Here is a 15,263-nt window from a genome sequence, read left to right on the forward strand (position 1 = left end):
AGTACAATGTCAGTTTTAAACGGGAAAAAGATTTTACTGGGTGTTTCCGGTGGAATTGCAGCCTATAAAACAGCCACTTTAGTACGACTTTTTATAAAAGCAGGTGCACATGTCCAAGTGATCATGACACCTGCTTCTAAGGATTTTGTAACCCCACTTACATTATCTACCTTATCAAAAAATCCAGTACATTCAAGTTTCTTTAATCAGGATGATGAAGACGAAGTTTGGAACAATCATGTAGAATTGGCTCTTTGGGCAGATTTTATGCTGATTGCACCAGCTACTGCAAATACGTTGTCTAAAATGGCAACAGGAAACTGCGATAATCTTTTAATAGCTACCTATTTATCGGCAAAATGTCCAGTTTATTTTGCGCCTGCAATGGACTTGGATATGTACAAACATCCTTCAACTTTATCAAGTTTTGCTGCGTTAAAACAGTACGGAAATATTATGATTCCTGCTGAAAGCGGTGAATTGGCAAGTGGTTTGTCGGGAGAAGGCCGTATGGCTGAGCCTGAGAATATTGTTGCTTTCTTAGAAGCTGATTTAGAAAGCAAACTGCCTTTAAAAGGAAAAAAAATACTAGTTACTGCTGGTCCAACATACGAAGCAATAGACCCTGTACGTTTTATTGGAAATCATTCTTCTGGTAAAATGGGATTTGATATCGCCAATGAAGCGGCAAGTTTAGGTGCAGAAGTATTTTTAATTGCAGGTCCGACTCATTATAAAGCTAAAAATAGCTTGATAAAAACGGTTGATGTTGTTTCGGCTCAGGAAATGTATGATGCCTGCCATCAGTATTTTAACGAAGTTGATGCGGCGATTGCAGCAGCAGCTGTTGCAGATTATAGACCAAAATTTGTTGCAGATCAGAAGATTAAAAAGAGTACAGAAGAGTTTTCGATAGAACTTGAAAAGACAAAAGATATATTGTCTTCTTTGGGGGCTATCAAAAAAAATCAGTTTTTAATCGGCTTTGCATTAGAAACTGAAAATGAAATTGAAAATGCTAAGTTGAAAATTCAGAAAAAAAACTTAGATTTGATTGTTTTAAATTCCTTACAAGATAAAGGTGCCGGTTTTAAAAAAGAGACCAATAAAGTAACGTTTATTGATAAAAATTTTGAAATTGAACCAATGGAATTAAAATCAAAAGAATCTGTAGCGGTTGATATTCTGAATAAAGTTATTCTGCATTTTTCAAAATCATAAATTTAGAATATACGCCGAAAACATAAATTGGAAACGACTTATGTTTCTAATATTAAATATCTAGACGATTATGAATAAGATAGTTACATTGTTAGTGTTTTTAAGCTTTGGTTTTGTACAAGCTCAACAGCTAAATTGTACAGTAACTATTAATACAGAACGGTTAACAAATCCTAATAATCAGGTTTTTAAAACGCTTCAGACTTCTTTGGCTGAATTTGTAAATAAAACAGATTGGACAGGATCAGTTTTAAAACAAAACGAGAGAATTAACTGTTCGATGTATATTACTTTGTCGTCTAATAGTTCAGATCAGTTTACAGGAACCATTCAGGTCCAGTCTTCAAGACTGATTTTTAATTCGACGTATTCTTCCCCGGTTTTAAATTACAACGATAAGGATTTTAATTTTAGATACACAGAATATGAGCCATTGTTGTTTAATCCAAACACTTACGATTCGAATTTAGTTTCTGTAATTTCTTTCTATTGTTATATGATTTTAGGTATGGATGCCGATACTTTTCAAATGGGTGCTGGAAATCCGTATCTTCAAACTGCGCAGAATATTGCCAATGTTGCGCAGCAAGGTGGCTTTAAGGGTTGGAACCAATCTGACGGACTTCAGAATCGTTACTATTTAATCAATGATATGATCGCGCCAACTTATAGCGATTTACGTCAGACCACATATGCTTATCATACAGGATTGGATGCGATGACTATGGATCAGAAAGCTGCAAAAGAGAAAATAAAAAACGCTTTATTGCTAATTGGAAAATTGAATTCGGTGAAACCAAATGCTTTTATCACCCGAGTTTTCTTTGATGCAAAATCAGATGAAATTGTTTCTATTTTTTCTGGAGGACCAAGCATTCCAATTACAGATTTGACGGATGTTTTGAATAAGGTTTCACCGTTAAACTCTACAAAATGGTCACAGATTAAATACTAATCTCGTTTTCTGTTTTTGCCATCTTTATTTATCATTATAACTTTTATTTTTACAAAATTGCCCTATGATTACTTCGCTGTCAATTAAAAATTATGCTCTTATCGAAAAGCTCGCTATAGATTTTTCTAAAGGTTTTTCTATAATTACAGGTGAGACAGGTGCAGGAAAATCGATTATTTTAGGAGCTATTGGTCTTGTTTTGGGTAAAAGAGCAGACCTTACTTCGTTAAAAAATAAGGAAGAAAAATGTGTTATTGAAGCGCAGTTTGAAATTGGAAAATACAATCTTAAAGAATTTTTTGAAGCCAATGATTTAGATTATGAAGATGAGACGATTATAAGAAGAGAAATTCTTCCTTCTGGTAAATCTCGTGCTTTTATAAATGACAGTCCGGTAAATCTTCAAGAATTGCAGGATTTAAGTTTGTATTTAATTGATATTCATTCGCAGCAACAAACTCAAGAGCTGTCAGATGAGAGCGTTCAGTTTAAAATTATTGATGCTATTGCAAATAATTCAGAAGTAATTGCTGATTATCAAAAACTGCTTAAATCATATAAAGCTGATAAATCGAAGCTAAATGCATTGTTGAAAAAACAAAGTGACGCAGGTAAAGAACAAGAGTACCATACGTTTTTATTAAATGAATTGGTTGCGGCACAATTAAAATCTGGAGAGCAGGAAGAATTAGAAGCCGACTACGAAAAGCTGAATAATGTTGAGATTATTAAAGAATCTTTAGATAAATCTTTAGCAATTGCAAATGAAGAACAATTTGGTGTTTTTCATAATTTGAATGAAATAAAGAATGCATTGCAAAAAGTGGCTCCTTTTGCACTAGAATATCAAAATCTATTCGAAAGAATTACAAGTTTGACTATTGACTTTGATGATATTTCTAAAGAATTAGAAAATTGCTCAGAGAAATTATTAAATGATCCTGCTCAGTTAGAATTGATAAATCAGAAACTGCAAGTGATTTATAATTTGCAGAAAAAGCATCAGGCGAGTTCTGTAGAGGAACTGCTTCAGATTCAGTCAGATTTAGGGAATTCTTTGTTGGAATTGGATAATATGGATGAAGAAATTGCTTCTTTGTCTAAACTTATCGAAGAAAAGGCTATTGAGCTAGATGAATACGCATCGAAAATACATGAAAATAGGGTAAATGCAATTCCAAGATTATCAGAGCAGCTTGTTTCTATTCTGGAAACTTTAGGAATGCCAAATGCTCGTTTTAATATGGAATTATTGCCTTCAGAAAACTATTTCCAAAACGGAAAAGATGAACTACAATTTTTGTTTTCTGCAAACAAGGGAACCGATTTTGGGTTATTGAAGAAAGTAGCTTCAGGAGGGGAAATGTCTCGTATTATGTTGGCTGTGAAAGCAATTCTAGCTAAGTATTCAAAACTGCCGACTTTAATTTTTGATGAAATTGATACAGGAGTTTCTGGAGAAATTGCTATCAGAATGGGTGAAATCATGAAAGAAATGAGTAATACGATGCAGATTTTTGCCATTACACATTTGCCTCAAATTGCAGCAAAAGGAGATTCTCATTTTAAAGTTTCTAAAGCAACAATTGACGATGACACTCAGTCAGAATTAAAGTTGCTGTCTCAGGATGAAAGAGTTACAGAAATAGCTCAAATGTTATCTGGTGCAGTCGTTTCTGATTCGGCTTTAAATCACGCGAAAGCCTTGTTGAACTAAAGAAATACTTTATATTTGTCATCGAAAAAATAATTAAACAAACGGGAATAAGCGCTCATTTACTTAATAAATAGCTTGTTAACGAATAAATAAAATAAGTATGATTATAGAACCTAGAATGAGAGGATTTATTTGTTTGACTGCCCACCCAACGGGAGCTGAGCAAAATGTAAAAAATCAAATCGAATACGTAAAATCTAAAGGAGAAATCGCTGGTGCTAAAAAAGTTTTAGTTATTGGTGCTTCTACAGGTTTCGGATTGGCTTCAAGAATTACTAGTGCTTTTGGTTCTGGTGCATCAACAATTGGAGTGTTTTTTGAAAAACCGCCAGTTGAAGGAAAAACAGCTTCTCCAGGATGGTACAATTCTGCAGCGTTTGAAAAAGAAGCTCATAAAGCAGGTTTATATGCAAAAAGTATCAACGGAGATGCATTCTCAAACGAAATTAAGAGAGAAACTCTAGATTTAATCAAAGCAGATTTAGGTCAGGTAGATCTTGTAATTTATAGTTTAGCTTCTCCAGTACGTACAAATCCAAATACTGGTGTTACACACCGTTCAGTTTTAAAACCAATTGGACAAACATTCACAAATAAAACAGTTGATTTCCATACAGGAAAAGTTTCAGATGTTTCAATTGCTCCTGCAAACGAAGAAGATATTGAAAATACAGTTGCTGTTATGGGTGGAGAAGACTGGGCAATGTGGATTGATGCTTTGAAAGCTGAAAATTTATTAGCTGAAGGAGCTACAACAGTTGCTTATTCTTATATTGGACCAGCATTAACTGAGGCAGTTTACCGTAAAGGAACAATCGGTCGTGCAAAAGATCACTTAGAAGCTACAGCGTTTACTATTTCAGATTCTTTACAATCTATCGGAGGAAAAGCATATGTTTCTGTAAATAAAGCATTAGTTACGCAAGCAAGTTCTGCAATTCCAGTAATTCCATTATATATTTCTCTTTTATACAAAATCATGAAGGAAGAAGGAATTCACGAAGGTTGTATTGAGCAAATTCAGCGTTTATTTCAAGATAGATTATACAATGGTTCTGAAGTTCCTGTTGATGAAAAAGGAAGAATCAGAATCGACGACTGGGAAATGCGTGAAGATGTTCAGGAAAAAGTGGCTAAACTTTGGTTGGAAGCTACAACTGAAACATTGCCAGAAATCGGTGATTTAGCAGGATACAGAAATGATTTCTTAAATTTATTCGGATTTGAAGTTCCTGGTGTTGATTACAACGCAGACACAAATGAAGTTGTTGAGATCGAAAGTATCAAATAATAATATTTTACTAGCAGTAAACGAAAAACCATCAGCCAAAAGTTGATGGTTTTTTTGTGAATATACCATATCTTTGTTAAAATTTTACAACACTAAAAATATACCCTTTAATAACGCGCATTCTGCTATGATTTTTTCTTTAATTATACCCGTGTATAATCGTCCAGATGAAGTTGATGAGCTTTTAGAAAGTCTCTCAAAATCTGATTATAATGAAGCTTTTGAAATTGTTCTTGTCGAAGATGGATCTTCAGTTCCATGTAGAGATGTGGTGATGAATTATCAAGGAAAATTAAATATTTCATATTACTTTAAAGAAAACTCAGGTCCTGGAGACTCTAGGAATTTTGGTATGCAGAGGGCTAGAGGTGATTATTTTATCATCTTTGACTCAGATTGTATTATTCCATCACAATATTTGACAGAAGTTCGTAAAGAATTAGATGCAAGTTATGTGGATTGTTTTGGAGGGCCAGATAAAGCGCTTGATAGTTTTTCAGACATTCAGAAAGCTATCAATTTTGCTATGACTTCATTTCTCACAACAGGAGGAATTAGAGGAGGCTCTGAGAAAATTAATAAGTTCCAGCCCCGTAGCTTTAACATGGGAATTTCTAAGAAAGCTTTTGAGGCTTCAAAAGGTTTTGGAAACATACATCCAGGAGAAGATCCAGATTTATCTATTCGTTTATGGAATCTTGGATTTGAAACAAGGCTTTTTAAAGAAGCTTATGTGTACCATAAAAGAAGAATTGACTGGGAGAAATTTTCAGTTCAGGTAAATAAATTTGGAATTGCTAGACCAATTTTAAATAGCTGGTATCCAGAGCATAATAAATTAACTTTTTTCTTTCCGACTTTTTTTATACTTGGATTATTATTAGCTTTTTTATTGTTAATTTTTAATATCGATATTTTATTACAATTATATTTTGTATATTTCGTTATAATTTTTCTTACAGCCAGTGTTCAAAACAAAAGCATCAAAATTGGATACTTGTCTGTAATAGCTGTGTGGAAACAGTTTTATGGTTACGGAACAGGTTTTTTAAAATCATATGTAAAAGTGATTTTGTTAAAGAAAAAACCGCAAGAAGCTTTTCCGCGTATGTTTTTTAAATTATAAGAATGACAAAAGTTATTGGTCTTACAGGAGGAATTGGCAGCGGTAAAACTACTGTGGCAAACTATTTTGAAGAAATGGGCGTTCCTGTTTATATTGCTGATGACGGTGCTAAAAGAGTTATGCAGTCAAAAAATATCCTTGCAGAAGTGAAATCTGCTTTTGGTGGCAACATTTTTGATGATGATATTTTAAATCGTGCCAAATTAGCACAGGTTGTTTTTAATGATAAAGAGCAATTAGCAAAATTGAATGCAATTGTACATCCAGCAGTAAAATTAGATTTTGAAGAATGGGTGAAAGAACATAAAAATCATGACTATGTAATTTATGAAGCTGCTATTTTGTTTGAAAGTGGCCGATATAAAGATTGCGATGTAATTATCACTGTGACAGCTCCAGTAGAAGTTAGAATTGAGCGAGTGATAAAGCGAGATAAAACAACCCGCGAGCAAGTTTTAAGCAGAATGAAAATGCAGTGGGATGATGAAAAACGAATTTCTAAGAGCAATTTCGTGATTAATAACAATAATCTTAAAAATGCTAGAGAAGAAGTTGTTAAAATTCTTAAAATTTTAAATATAAAACAAAAACAGTCTTAAATGTTAATATTTGGTTAATGTATTATTTAGTATATTGTTAAAATATTAATTTTGTTTCGATGAATAAATTATTTTTTAGAATACTTGTTTTATTGATGAGTCTGTCCTTGATAGGGATAATTCTGGTTCAAGTATTTTGGTTCAATTCTTCGTTCAAAAATAATGAAGAGCAGTTTAAATACCACGTTACTCAAGTAATTGGAAATGTTGCAGATAAGCTGGAACAACAAGAAGAGTACAGTTTCTACGACAAATATAACCGTATAAAAGACAGTACGGGGAAAATTCCAAAAAAAGAAGATTTATTGCAAGTATTTTACGTTCAGAGAAATACTAAAACCAATAAAACAATTGTTTATTCTAATACCTTGACATCTGAAGATTATGATATCAATGGTTCGGTTTTTAACAAAAAATTCAGCAGTGAGCGTTTTAAAAATTTTAGTTCTAAAAGAGTAACTGAAGTTTATAATAACAACAATGGAATTGATAATAATAACAGTTTAGGACAAAGTATAATTCCTGATCTGAAAATTGAAAAATCAGGAAGCTTAGATATATTAAATAAAGTTCAGCAGCAAATTCAATATAAAGACATTGCTTCTTTAACTCCAATTGAAGGGAGGATAACAAAAGATAAGCTTTTTAAATTATTGAAGAAAGAGCTCGAAGAATATGGCGTAAAAACCAAATTTGAATTTGGGATATACAGCAGTGGCAATCCGACAAAGATAAAATCAGACGGATTTCATTATGATAAAGAAGCTACTTACAGTATTCCGATATATACAGATAATGAAGGAAACAGCAGATATGAACTCTCTGTGACATTTCCTCATAAAAAGAAGTTCTTATTGTCCGAATTATTAAGTATTACTATCTTATCGATAGTCTTTACATTAATTATAATTGTAGCATATACGAGTGCCTTAAATCAGTTATTGCGTCAGAAACATATTTCTGAAATTAAAACAGATTTCATTAATAACATGACGCATGAGTTTAAAACGCCAATTGCCACTATTAACTTAGCATTAGATGCTATTAGAAGTCCTAAGGTTATTGAAGATAAAGAGAAAGTTTATCGTTATCTTCAAATGATTAGGGATGAAAATAAGAGGATGCACGCTCAGGTCGAAAATGTTCTGCGTATTTCTAAACTAGAAAAAAGGGAGCTTGATATTACAAAAGAACCTACTGTAGTAACAGATATTATAGACGATGCAATTGAGCATGTTAATCTAATTTTGGAAGACAGACAAGGAACTGTCGAAAGGCATTATAATGCAGCCAGAACAACAGTTTTGATAAATGAAGTTCATTTTACAAACGTATTGGTTAATATTTTAGAAAATGCAATCAAATATTCTCCAGATGCGCCTAAGATTGAAATTTTTACAGAAAATGTGAAGGACATGATTCTGATAAAAGTAAAAGATCATGGTTTAGGAATGAGTAAGATAGCTCAGAAACGAGTTTTTGAGAAGTTTTACCGAGAGCATACCGGAGATCTTCATAATGTAAAAGGACATGGTTTAGGATTGGCATATGTGAAAAGAATAGTGGAAGATCACAATGGTCAAGTATATGTAGAAAGCGAAAAAGGAAAAGGTAGCACCTTTATAATAAAAATACCATTAATAAATTAAAATATGGAAAATACTAACAAAAGAATACTTTTAGTAGAAGATGACCTAAATTTTGGGGCGGTTCTTAAAGATTATCTAATGTTAAATGACTTTGAAGTTACTTTAGCTAAAAACGGTATGGAAGGTTTCGAGAAATTCAAGAAGGATGTATACGATTTGTGCATTCTTGATGTAATGATGCCTTATAAAGATGGTTACACTTTGGCCAAAGAAATTAGAGAGAAGAACAGTGAAGTGCCAATTATATTCTTGACAGCAAAATCTATGAAAGAAGATGTGTTAAAAGGATACAAAGCGGGTGCTGACGACTATTTAAATAAACCTTTTGATTCTGAAGTTCTTTTAATGAAAATTAAAGCAATCATTCAAAGAAAATCAGCTGATACAAAAGCAGAGCAAGTACAGTTTGAATTTAATATTGGTAAATTCCACTTAAATTCAAAATTGAGATTCCTTACTTTCCAAGATGAGGAACCGATTAAATTATCTCCAAAAGAAAACGAATTGCTTAAAATGTTAATTCTTCATGAAAATGACTTAATGCCAAGAGAATTAGCTTTAACAAAAATCTGGAGAGATGACAACTACTTTACTTCAAGAAGTATGGACGTTTACATCGCTAAATTGAGAAAATACTTAAAAGCTGATGAAGATGTTGAAATCTTAAACATTCACGGAGAAGGTTTCAGATTGGTAGTAAAAAGCAAAGTTTCTGAATAATTAATTCACCGAAATATAATATAAGCTCTGAGAAATCAGAGCTTTTTTTATGCGTAAAAGTATTTTCAATCACAATTACGCGCAATCTTGTCATTTTGACGAAGGAGAAATCACACACGTAATTCGACAAAGATTGGCGATTTTGTTTATGGAATTTCTAGTGTGATTTCTCCTTCGTCGAAATGACAAATAGTTCGAAAAAATATTATAATTTTAAATTTATCTTGTTATTTTTATTCTATTAAGAGTGGATTTAGATCTTTAGTTATTAGGTGGATAACGTGTTTTTGTTAAACGAACTAAATCTGTGATTTATTTATTTTGATGAATTTTCTTAAAATAAATTTGGAAAATCAAAAAACAATTCACAATATTTGCACACGAAAAAAATAATAACCCTTTAAAAACGAAGAAAAAATGTTTGTACTTACATCGACATCACAAAGCTTCACACCAAACGAATTTGGTGCAGTAATTCTTCGTGGCTTATTTCAATCTTAGAAATATATTTTTAGATATATAAAAAAGCCCGAAGACAATAAGTTTCGGGCTTTTTTTATTCTAGACACTTCAAAATTTTCCCGAAAATCGATTTTTAGTATTTATCCGTAAGGATAAAATTTTTAAGCCTTTTTGGCTCTAATTTAACGCGCGATAATTTTTTTATGGAAAATTATACGGTAGATGAGTATGCTTTATGTACTCGTTTTAAAAGTAAACGAAAAAAGAAAAGATCAGTAAAAGAAGATTTTGAAAAACAATTAATTCAATTAAGAAAGCTTGAAGTTGAACTTTGGAAAAAGCGTAGAGACTTACCATTAGTTCCTTTAGAAATTCCTTATCAAAAAGGCTGGCAACGCAATTTTAAATTAAGAGATGATATTGCCAGATCAAGTGAAGCGACATTTTACAGAGAGTTATTGGAAAAAATAAATACATGGCAGTTTTCTCATGAAAAAGCTTTTAAGAAGAAGAAAAAGAGAAAAAGAAAACATGTGTATGTTGAAAAACTCCAGACTGTAAAAGAATTTTCAGAGTGGGAATGGAAAAGTTCAAAACTGGAATTGACCGAAAAAGAGAAAACACATTTTTATAAAAGGGAACGTTGGTGCAGCAATTGCAAACGATACAAAATTCATTACGTATTTAATGAACCTTGGAGATATGTGCTTCGTGTTAGTCCTTATATGATAACACACACCAAAATGGTCGATTCAGATTTGGAAAGTGAAATTCAACTTCTTGACAATTATATTGTTAATCATAATCTGAGGAATAAAATAAATAGATTAATACACGGCAGTTCTCATAAATGGAGTTACTATGAAAATGAAAATCCAAAAGAGATAAGTCCAATTAAAAATAAAAGTCTGCACACTTTGTATCAGCAATACGCAGATGAAATGATAGAAAATCATGGGAAATAAATTATCTGGAAAAGACCTGATTAAATTAGGTTTTCCAAAGAACAATTCAATAAATATTGCCTTAGGGCAGATAAACAGATATAGGAAAAGAGAAAAAAAAGAATCTATTCTAACAGAAGCAAAAGATGTTTTGTTACATCCTGAAAAGTATGAAGGAAATGGAACTTGGGGAAAAGTTGCCGAAGGTTTGATTAAACCTGTTCAAGTTCGAATGCATCAGCTTAAAAATACTAGGGCACCTTTTAAAATTTTTGGAGAAAATGAAATCGATGAGCAGGCAAAATTTCAACTGTATGATTCGTTGAAACTGCCAATTTCTGTTGCAGGAGCTCTAATGCCAGATGCACATTCAGGTTATGGACTGCCAATTGGAGGAGTTTTAGCAACTGACAATGCTGTAATTCCATACGGAGTTGGTGTTGACATTGGATGCCGAATGAGCCTTTCCATTTTTGATTTGCCAGCTTCTCATTTCAAAGGAAAAGAACATCAATTGGAAGCTATTTTAAAAGACAATACCAAATTCGGAATGTATGAAACGCACGCTTCAAGAGTAGATCATGAAGTATTTTATAGTAGTGGATTTCAAGATATTCCATTATTGAAAAATCTTTTGCCAAAAGCTTATAAGCAATTAGGAACTTCTGGAGGAGGAAATCATTTTGTAGAATTTGGAATCGCTAAAATTGAAAACCCTGAGAACGAATGGAAGCTTGAAAAAGGTGAGTATTTCGCGGTTCTTTCGCATAGCGGTTCTCGTGGATTAGGTGCAAATATTGCGAAACATTATACGTATTTGGCAACAAAACAATGTCCGTTACCAAAAAATGTGCAGCATTTAGCGTGGTTAGATCTGAATACGCACGATGGTCAGGAATATTGGCTGGCAATGAATTTGGCTGGAGAATATGCGAAAGCCTGTCACGACGATATTCATAGACGAATTGCTAAAGCGATTGGAAAAAGAGTGGTAGTAACGATTGAAAACCATCACAATTTTGCTTGGAAAGAAACCGTGAACGGTCAGGAATGCATTGTACACAGAAAAGGAGCGACGCCAGCGGGAGAAGGACAATTAGGAATTATTCCTGGCTCAATGACTGCTCCTGGTTTTATTGTGAAAGGAAAAGGGAATTCTGAAAGTTTGAATTCAGCTTCGCATGGTGCGGGACGCTTGTTTTCGAGAGCAAAATGCAAAAGCAGTTTTACACAAAGTCAAATCAATAAAGAATTGAAGAAACATGAAGTGACTTTGATTGGAGGAAATATTGATGAAGCGCCCATGGCATATAAAGACATTGAAAAAGTAATGGCAAACCAAACCGATCTAGTTGAAGTTCTAGGAACTTTTACGCCAAAGATTGTTAGAATGGATCGCTAAAGAAAGGAAAAGTAATGGAAAAAATAGTTCAGATAACAGCGGGTCGCGGACCTGCAGAATGCACTTGGGTGGTTGCCCAAGTGCTTAAAAAAGTCTTGGAAGAAGCTGAAGATCAGAATTTGGATGTGGTTTTACTTCAAAGAGAGAAAGGAGAAGAAAATGGAACTATAGAAACCGCATCGATTTCTGTAAAAGGGAAAAATGCCGATATGTTTGTGAAATCTTGGATAGGAACTATTCAATGGATTGGGCAAAGTCAGTTTAGGAAAATGAACAAACGAAAAAACTGGTTTATCGGAATTTTTGAAATTGAACAGCAAAAGAATGCCGTAGTTTCAGAGAATGATATTCAGTATCAAGCTATGAGAAGTTCTGGAGCTGGTGGCCAGCATGTGAACAAGGTGAGTTCGGCAATTCGGGCAACACATATTCCGACTGGAATTGCAGTTGTGGCAATGGACAGCCGTTCTCAGCATCAAAACAAAAAACTGGCAACAGAAAGATTATTAAAAAAAATAGAAGACGAGAAACTAGTTCAGCTTAAAAATCACGTTGGAAAACAATGGGGAAATCAGCTTAATGTAGAACGTGGAAATCCAGTGAGAGTTTTTACAGGAAGCGATTTTAAGAAGAACAAAGTAGAGAAAAGCTACAAAGGAACTCGTCAGAAATTGAAAAACGATTTACGAAATGAAAACAACTGATAAATACCTTTTTCAAGCCTTGGATAATTATCCGTTTTGGCTTGAAGGAACAATTGAATCTTTAGATTATGCTTTTTCTTATGATGATAAAAATACAATGGTTTTGTGTTTATACGGAAGAATTCAGGCAGAGCAATTAATGAATTATGAAGAAGCTAAATCTTATTTTCAACAAGCATTATCGATTAATATTCATGCTCTTGAAGTTTATCCGTATTATTTAAAAACGTTGATTTTAAACGAGGATTACGAAGAAGCGCGTAAGCTTATTGATTTTGCTTTAACGGTAAAAGGAATTAATAAATCAGAGATTTATCTTAAGAAAGCAATTCTGCTAGAAGTACAACATGAATTTAAGGATGCTTTAAAAGAAATTAAGCAGGCAAAATTATATTCTATTCAGCATGATTATGATTCGGGAATTAGTGAAGTTGAGAAAAGAATTAAAGATAAAATTGATTTACTGAAAAAGAAGAAAGAGAAAAAATCTAAGAAAGGTTCTAAAAAGAAATCGAAATGATTTTGATAAAAAAAAGATGCAATTTGCATCTTTTTTTTATTTATTACAATTTCCTGCAAGGTTTTCAAAACCTTGTAGGTTTGTTATTTAGAATCTAGCATTTTTAACTAAAGTGAAATACCTACAAGGTTTTGAAAACCTTGCAGGACGGTTGCTCGCCAAGATTTACTTCCAATGCAATTCTAAAGCAAAACAAGTTTTTTCGCCTTTTGTAATGCTGAAAGTTGCTGTAGTATGATCGTCGTCTTCGCTTTCGTGGATTACCACATTATCTTGTAATGAAAGTTCTTTCATGAAATTCATTTCGAAGCTTTTAACTTCCTGTTTCATGATTCTTTTTGGATCAACATGATCCAAACACCATTCTAGATATTTTACGTTATTTACGTGATTTACAATATCTAAATCTGACAGATAAACTGTTTTTTCGAAAACAGCTTCTTTTTCATGATTGATGTTGATTTTTGAAAAACCTTCTTTTGTAGCTCTTTTTTCTGGGAATAATTCGAAGTGTTCGTAAGGAAGTGCTAAAGCTTCAGGACGACGCGCTTGTGTGTTAAAAACAGCCCAATATGTTTCACAGCCTACTATTTTTTTACCGTTAACATACATTTCCAACGCACGGACAGAACGTGAATTTTCTAAGCTATTAATCCATGTTTTTACGGTTACAACATCTTGCCATTTTGGTAAAGCGTGAACTTCAACACGCATTCGGCTTAAAACCCAAGCTTGGTGAAATTCCTGCATGTCATAAAAGCTAATTCCTCCAATTTCTGAATGTGCAGCGGCAGTTAATTGTAGAATATTACACAAATCGGTATATTTTAAAAATCCGGTTGGCGTGCATTGCGTGAAATTGATTTCCCAGTCTTTGCTTAAAACTGATGTGAAATTGGGTGATATTGGCATTTTTTAATTTTAGATTTTAGATTTTTTCTTTTGAAAATAGATGCAAGAAGAAAGATCTTCTTTTACTTTAGAAGATTTTCTATGTAATGTATGATTTCTTTTCTATCAGTTGCGTAATCAAACCATTTTGTATTTTCATTTCGTTTGAACCACGTTAATTGTCTTTTGGAGAATCTTCTTGTATTCTTTTTGATTTCTTCTATAGCAAAAGGCAAAGTGAATTCTCCGTCAAAATAACTAAATAATTCTCGATAACCGACCGTTTGGAGCGCATTTAACGCTTTGTTAGGATAAAGTGCTTCGGCTTCTTTCAATAATCCTTCATTCATCATGATATCAACACGCTGATTGATTCTGCTGTAAATGATTTCTCTGTCGGCATCTAAACCAACTAGAATAGGAGTAAAGTTTCGGTTGTTTTTTTTCAGATTTAAAAAAGAAGAATATGGTTTATGAGAACCAATACAAACTTCTACAAAGCGCATCATTCGTTGTGGGTTTTGTAAAGTCTGAGGATTTTCTAAAGTGATTTTTTGATAATAATCAGGATCTAAATTTTTTAGCTGATCTTGAAGATATTCAATTCCGAGTTTTTCGTAGTTCGAATTTACTTCTGTACGAACTTTTGGGTCGATTTCTGGAAATTCATCAAATCCTTTTAAGATTGCATCTACATACAATCCGGAACCGCCGATAAGAATTACAAAATCATTGGTTTGAAATAATTCTTCAATTTTGGTTAAAGCTTCTTTTTCGTAATCGCCAACGGTGTAATTTTCGAAAATAGATTTATTTTGAATGAAATGATGTTTGGCAGAATCAAGTTCTTCTTGGCTTGGAACTGCGGTTCCGATGGTCATTTCTTTGAAAAACTGACGGCTGTCACAAGAAACGATTTCGCATTTAAAATGTTGTGCCAAAGCAATACTCAAGGCTGTTTTGCCTATAGCTGTTGGTCCGACAATGGTAATTAGGTATTTCATAGTTTTTAGCCCAGATGGAAATGGAAACCGCGGACTTATATTTGTTGCATTTTTTTGG

The 15,263-nt window shown here is 32.9% G+C and carries 14 protein-coding genes; 12 read left to right on the forward strand and 2 right to left on the reverse strand.

All coding sequences use genetic code 11. The features are described from left to right. The first annotated feature begins 6 nt into the window (after positions 1 to 6). The 12 genes from coaBC to DM397_RS06980 all read left to right on the forward strand — a co-directional run bounded on the left by coaBC (position 7) and on the right by DM397_RS06980 (position 13,310). Entirely contained in the window at positions 7 to 1,221 is a 1,215-nt protein-coding gene (gene coaBC, locus DM397_RS06925; RefSeq protein ID WP_111376837.1) for a bifunctional phosphopantothenoylcysteine decarboxylase/phosphopantothenate--cysteine ligase CoaBC, read from the forward strand. A gap of 70 nt (positions 1,222 to 1,291) precedes the next feature. Next, entirely contained in the window at positions 1,292 to 2,176 is an 885-nt protein-coding gene (porD, locus tag DM397_RS06930) for a type IX secretion system protein PorD (RefSeq protein ID WP_111376838.1), read from the forward strand. Positions 2,177 to 2,240: 64 nt separating this feature from the next. Continuing rightward, the gene (recN, locus tag DM397_RS06935) at positions 2,241 to 3,893 is read left to right on the forward strand and encodes a DNA repair protein RecN (RefSeq protein ID WP_111376839.1); all 1,653 of its coding nucleotides are present in this window, start codon (positions 2,241 to 2,243) and stop codon (positions 3,891 to 3,893) included. A gap of 100 nt (positions 3,894 to 3,993) precedes the next feature. Continuing rightward, entirely contained in the window at positions 3,994 to 5,184 is a 1,191-nt protein-coding gene (gene fabV / locus DM397_RS06940) for an enoyl-ACP reductase FabV (protein ID WP_111376840.1), read from the forward strand. Between the two features lie 127 nt (positions 5,185 to 5,311). Next, positions 5,312 to 6,310, forward strand: coding sequence for a glycosyltransferase (locus tag DM397_RS06945; RefSeq protein WP_111376841.1), 999 nt, complete (start codon positions 5,312 to 5,314; stop codon positions 6,308 to 6,310). Positions 6,311 to 6,312: 2 nt separating this feature from the next. After that, positions 6,313 to 6,909: a dephospho-CoA kinase gene (coaE, locus tag DM397_RS06950; protein WP_111376842.1), complete on the forward strand. Its 597-nt coding sequence runs from the start codon at positions 6,313 to 6,315 to the stop codon at positions 6,907 to 6,909. Between the two features lie 59 nt (positions 6,910 to 6,968). Continuing rightward, a complete protein-coding gene (locus DM397_RS06955) occupies positions 6,969 to 8,558 on the forward strand; it encodes a sensor histidine kinase (protein ID WP_111376843.1) in 1,590 nt (529 codons plus the stop codon). 3 nt (positions 8,559 to 8,561) lie between these two features. Further along, positions 8,562 to 9,278: a response regulator transcription factor gene (locus tag DM397_RS06960; protein ID WP_008463080.1), complete on the forward strand. Its 717-nt coding sequence runs from the start codon at positions 8,562 to 8,564 to the stop codon at positions 9,276 to 9,278. Positions 9,279 to 9,943: 665 nt separating this feature from the next. Next, positions 9,944 to 10,705: a hypothetical protein gene (locus tag DM397_RS06965; protein WP_111376844.1), complete on the forward strand. Its 762-nt coding sequence runs from the start codon at positions 9,944 to 9,946 to the stop codon at positions 10,703 to 10,705. Continuing rightward, positions 10,695 to 12,086, forward strand: coding sequence for an RtcB family protein (locus DM397_RS06970; protein WP_111376845.1), 1,392 nt, complete (start codon positions 10,695 to 10,697; stop codon positions 12,084 to 12,086). Before DM397_RS06965 ends, DM397_RS06970 begins: the two co-directional genes overlap by 11 nt. A 14-nt stretch (positions 12,087 to 12,100) precedes the next feature. After that, the gene (gene prfH, locus DM397_RS06975) at positions 12,101 to 12,790 is read left to right on the forward strand and encodes a peptide chain release factor H (RefSeq protein WP_111376846.1); all 690 of its coding nucleotides are present in this window, start codon (positions 12,101 to 12,103) and stop codon (positions 12,788 to 12,790) included. Continuing rightward, positions 12,777 to 13,310, forward strand: a complete 534-nt coding sequence (locus DM397_RS06980) for a hypothetical protein (RefSeq protein WP_111376847.1) — start codon at positions 12,777 to 12,779, stop codon at positions 13,308 to 13,310. Before prfH ends, DM397_RS06980 begins: the two co-directional genes overlap by 14 nt. Positions 13,311 to 13,475: 165 nt before the next feature. Here the strand turns inward: DM397_RS06980 and DM397_RS06985 are convergent, their stop codons facing one another. Both DM397_RS06985 and miaA read right to left on the reverse strand, forming a co-directional pair. Beyond that, positions 13,476 to 14,222, reverse strand: coding sequence for an acyl-[acyl-carrier-protein] thioesterase (locus DM397_RS06985; RefSeq protein ID WP_111376848.1), 747 nt, complete (start codon positions 14,220 to 14,222; stop codon positions 13,476 to 13,478). 62 nt (positions 14,223 to 14,284) lie between these two features. Continuing rightward, a complete protein-coding gene (gene miaA, locus DM397_RS06990) occupies positions 14,285 to 15,205 on the reverse strand; it encodes a tRNA (adenosine(37)-N6)-dimethylallyltransferase MiaA (RefSeq protein ID WP_111376949.1) in 921 nt (306 codons plus the stop codon). Positions 15,206 to 15,263 lie beyond the last annotated feature (58 nt).

The sequence above is a fragment of the Flavobacterium nitrogenifigens genome, assembly GCF_003254565.1.
GTDB lineage: Bacteria > Bacteroidota > Bacteroidia > Flavobacteriales > Flavobacteriaceae > Flavobacterium > Flavobacterium nitrogenifigens.

Bases quoted from the DNA above. Each gene is read 5' to 3' on its own strand.
- coaBC (WP_111376837.1), top strand. From the start codon at position 7: ATGTCAGTTTTAAACGGGAAAAAGATTTTACTGGGTGTTTCCGGTGGA.
- porD (WP_111376838.1), top strand. From the start codon at position 1,292: ATGAATAAGATAGTTACATTGTTAGTGTTTTTAAGCTTTGGTTTTGTA.
- recN (WP_111376839.1), top strand. From the start codon at position 2,241: ATGATTACTTCGCTGTCAATTAAAAATTATGCTCTTATCGAAAAGCTC.
- fabV (WP_111376840.1), top strand. From the start codon at position 3,994: ATGATTATAGAACCTAGAATGAGAGGATTTATTTGTTTGACTGCCCAC.
- DM397_RS06945 (WP_111376841.1), top strand. From the start codon at position 5,312: ATGATTTTTTCTTTAATTATACCCGTGTATAATCGTCCAGATGAAGTT.
- coaE (WP_111376842.1), top strand. From the start codon at position 6,313: ATGACAAAAGTTATTGGTCTTACAGGAGGAATTGGCAGCGGTAAAACT.
- DM397_RS06955 (WP_111376843.1), top strand. From the start codon at position 6,969: ATGAATAAATTATTTTTTAGAATACTTGTTTTATTGATGAGTCTGTCC.
- DM397_RS06960 (WP_008463080.1), top strand. From the start codon at position 8,562: ATGGAAAATACTAACAAAAGAATACTTTTAGTAGAAGATGACCTAAAT.
- DM397_RS06965 (WP_111376844.1), top strand. From the start codon at position 9,944: ATGGAAAATTATACGGTAGATGAGTATGCTTTATGTACTCGTTTTAAA.
- DM397_RS06970 (WP_111376845.1), top strand. From the start codon at position 10,695: ATGGGAAATAAATTATCTGGAAAAGACCTGATTAAATTAGGTTTTCCA.
- prfH (WP_111376846.1), top strand. From the start codon at position 12,101: ATGGAAAAAATAGTTCAGATAACAGCGGGTCGCGGACCTGCAGAATGC.
- DM397_RS06980 (WP_111376847.1), top strand. From the start codon at position 12,777: ATGAAAACAACTGATAAATACCTTTTTCAAGCCTTGGATAATTATCCG.
- DM397_RS06985 (WP_111376848.1), bottom strand. From the start codon at position 14,222: ATGCCAATATCACCCAATTTCACATCAGTTTTAAGCAAAGACTGGGAA.
- miaA (WP_111376949.1), bottom strand. From the start codon at position 15,205: ATGAAATACCTAATTACCATTGTCGGACCAACAGCTATAGGCAAAACA.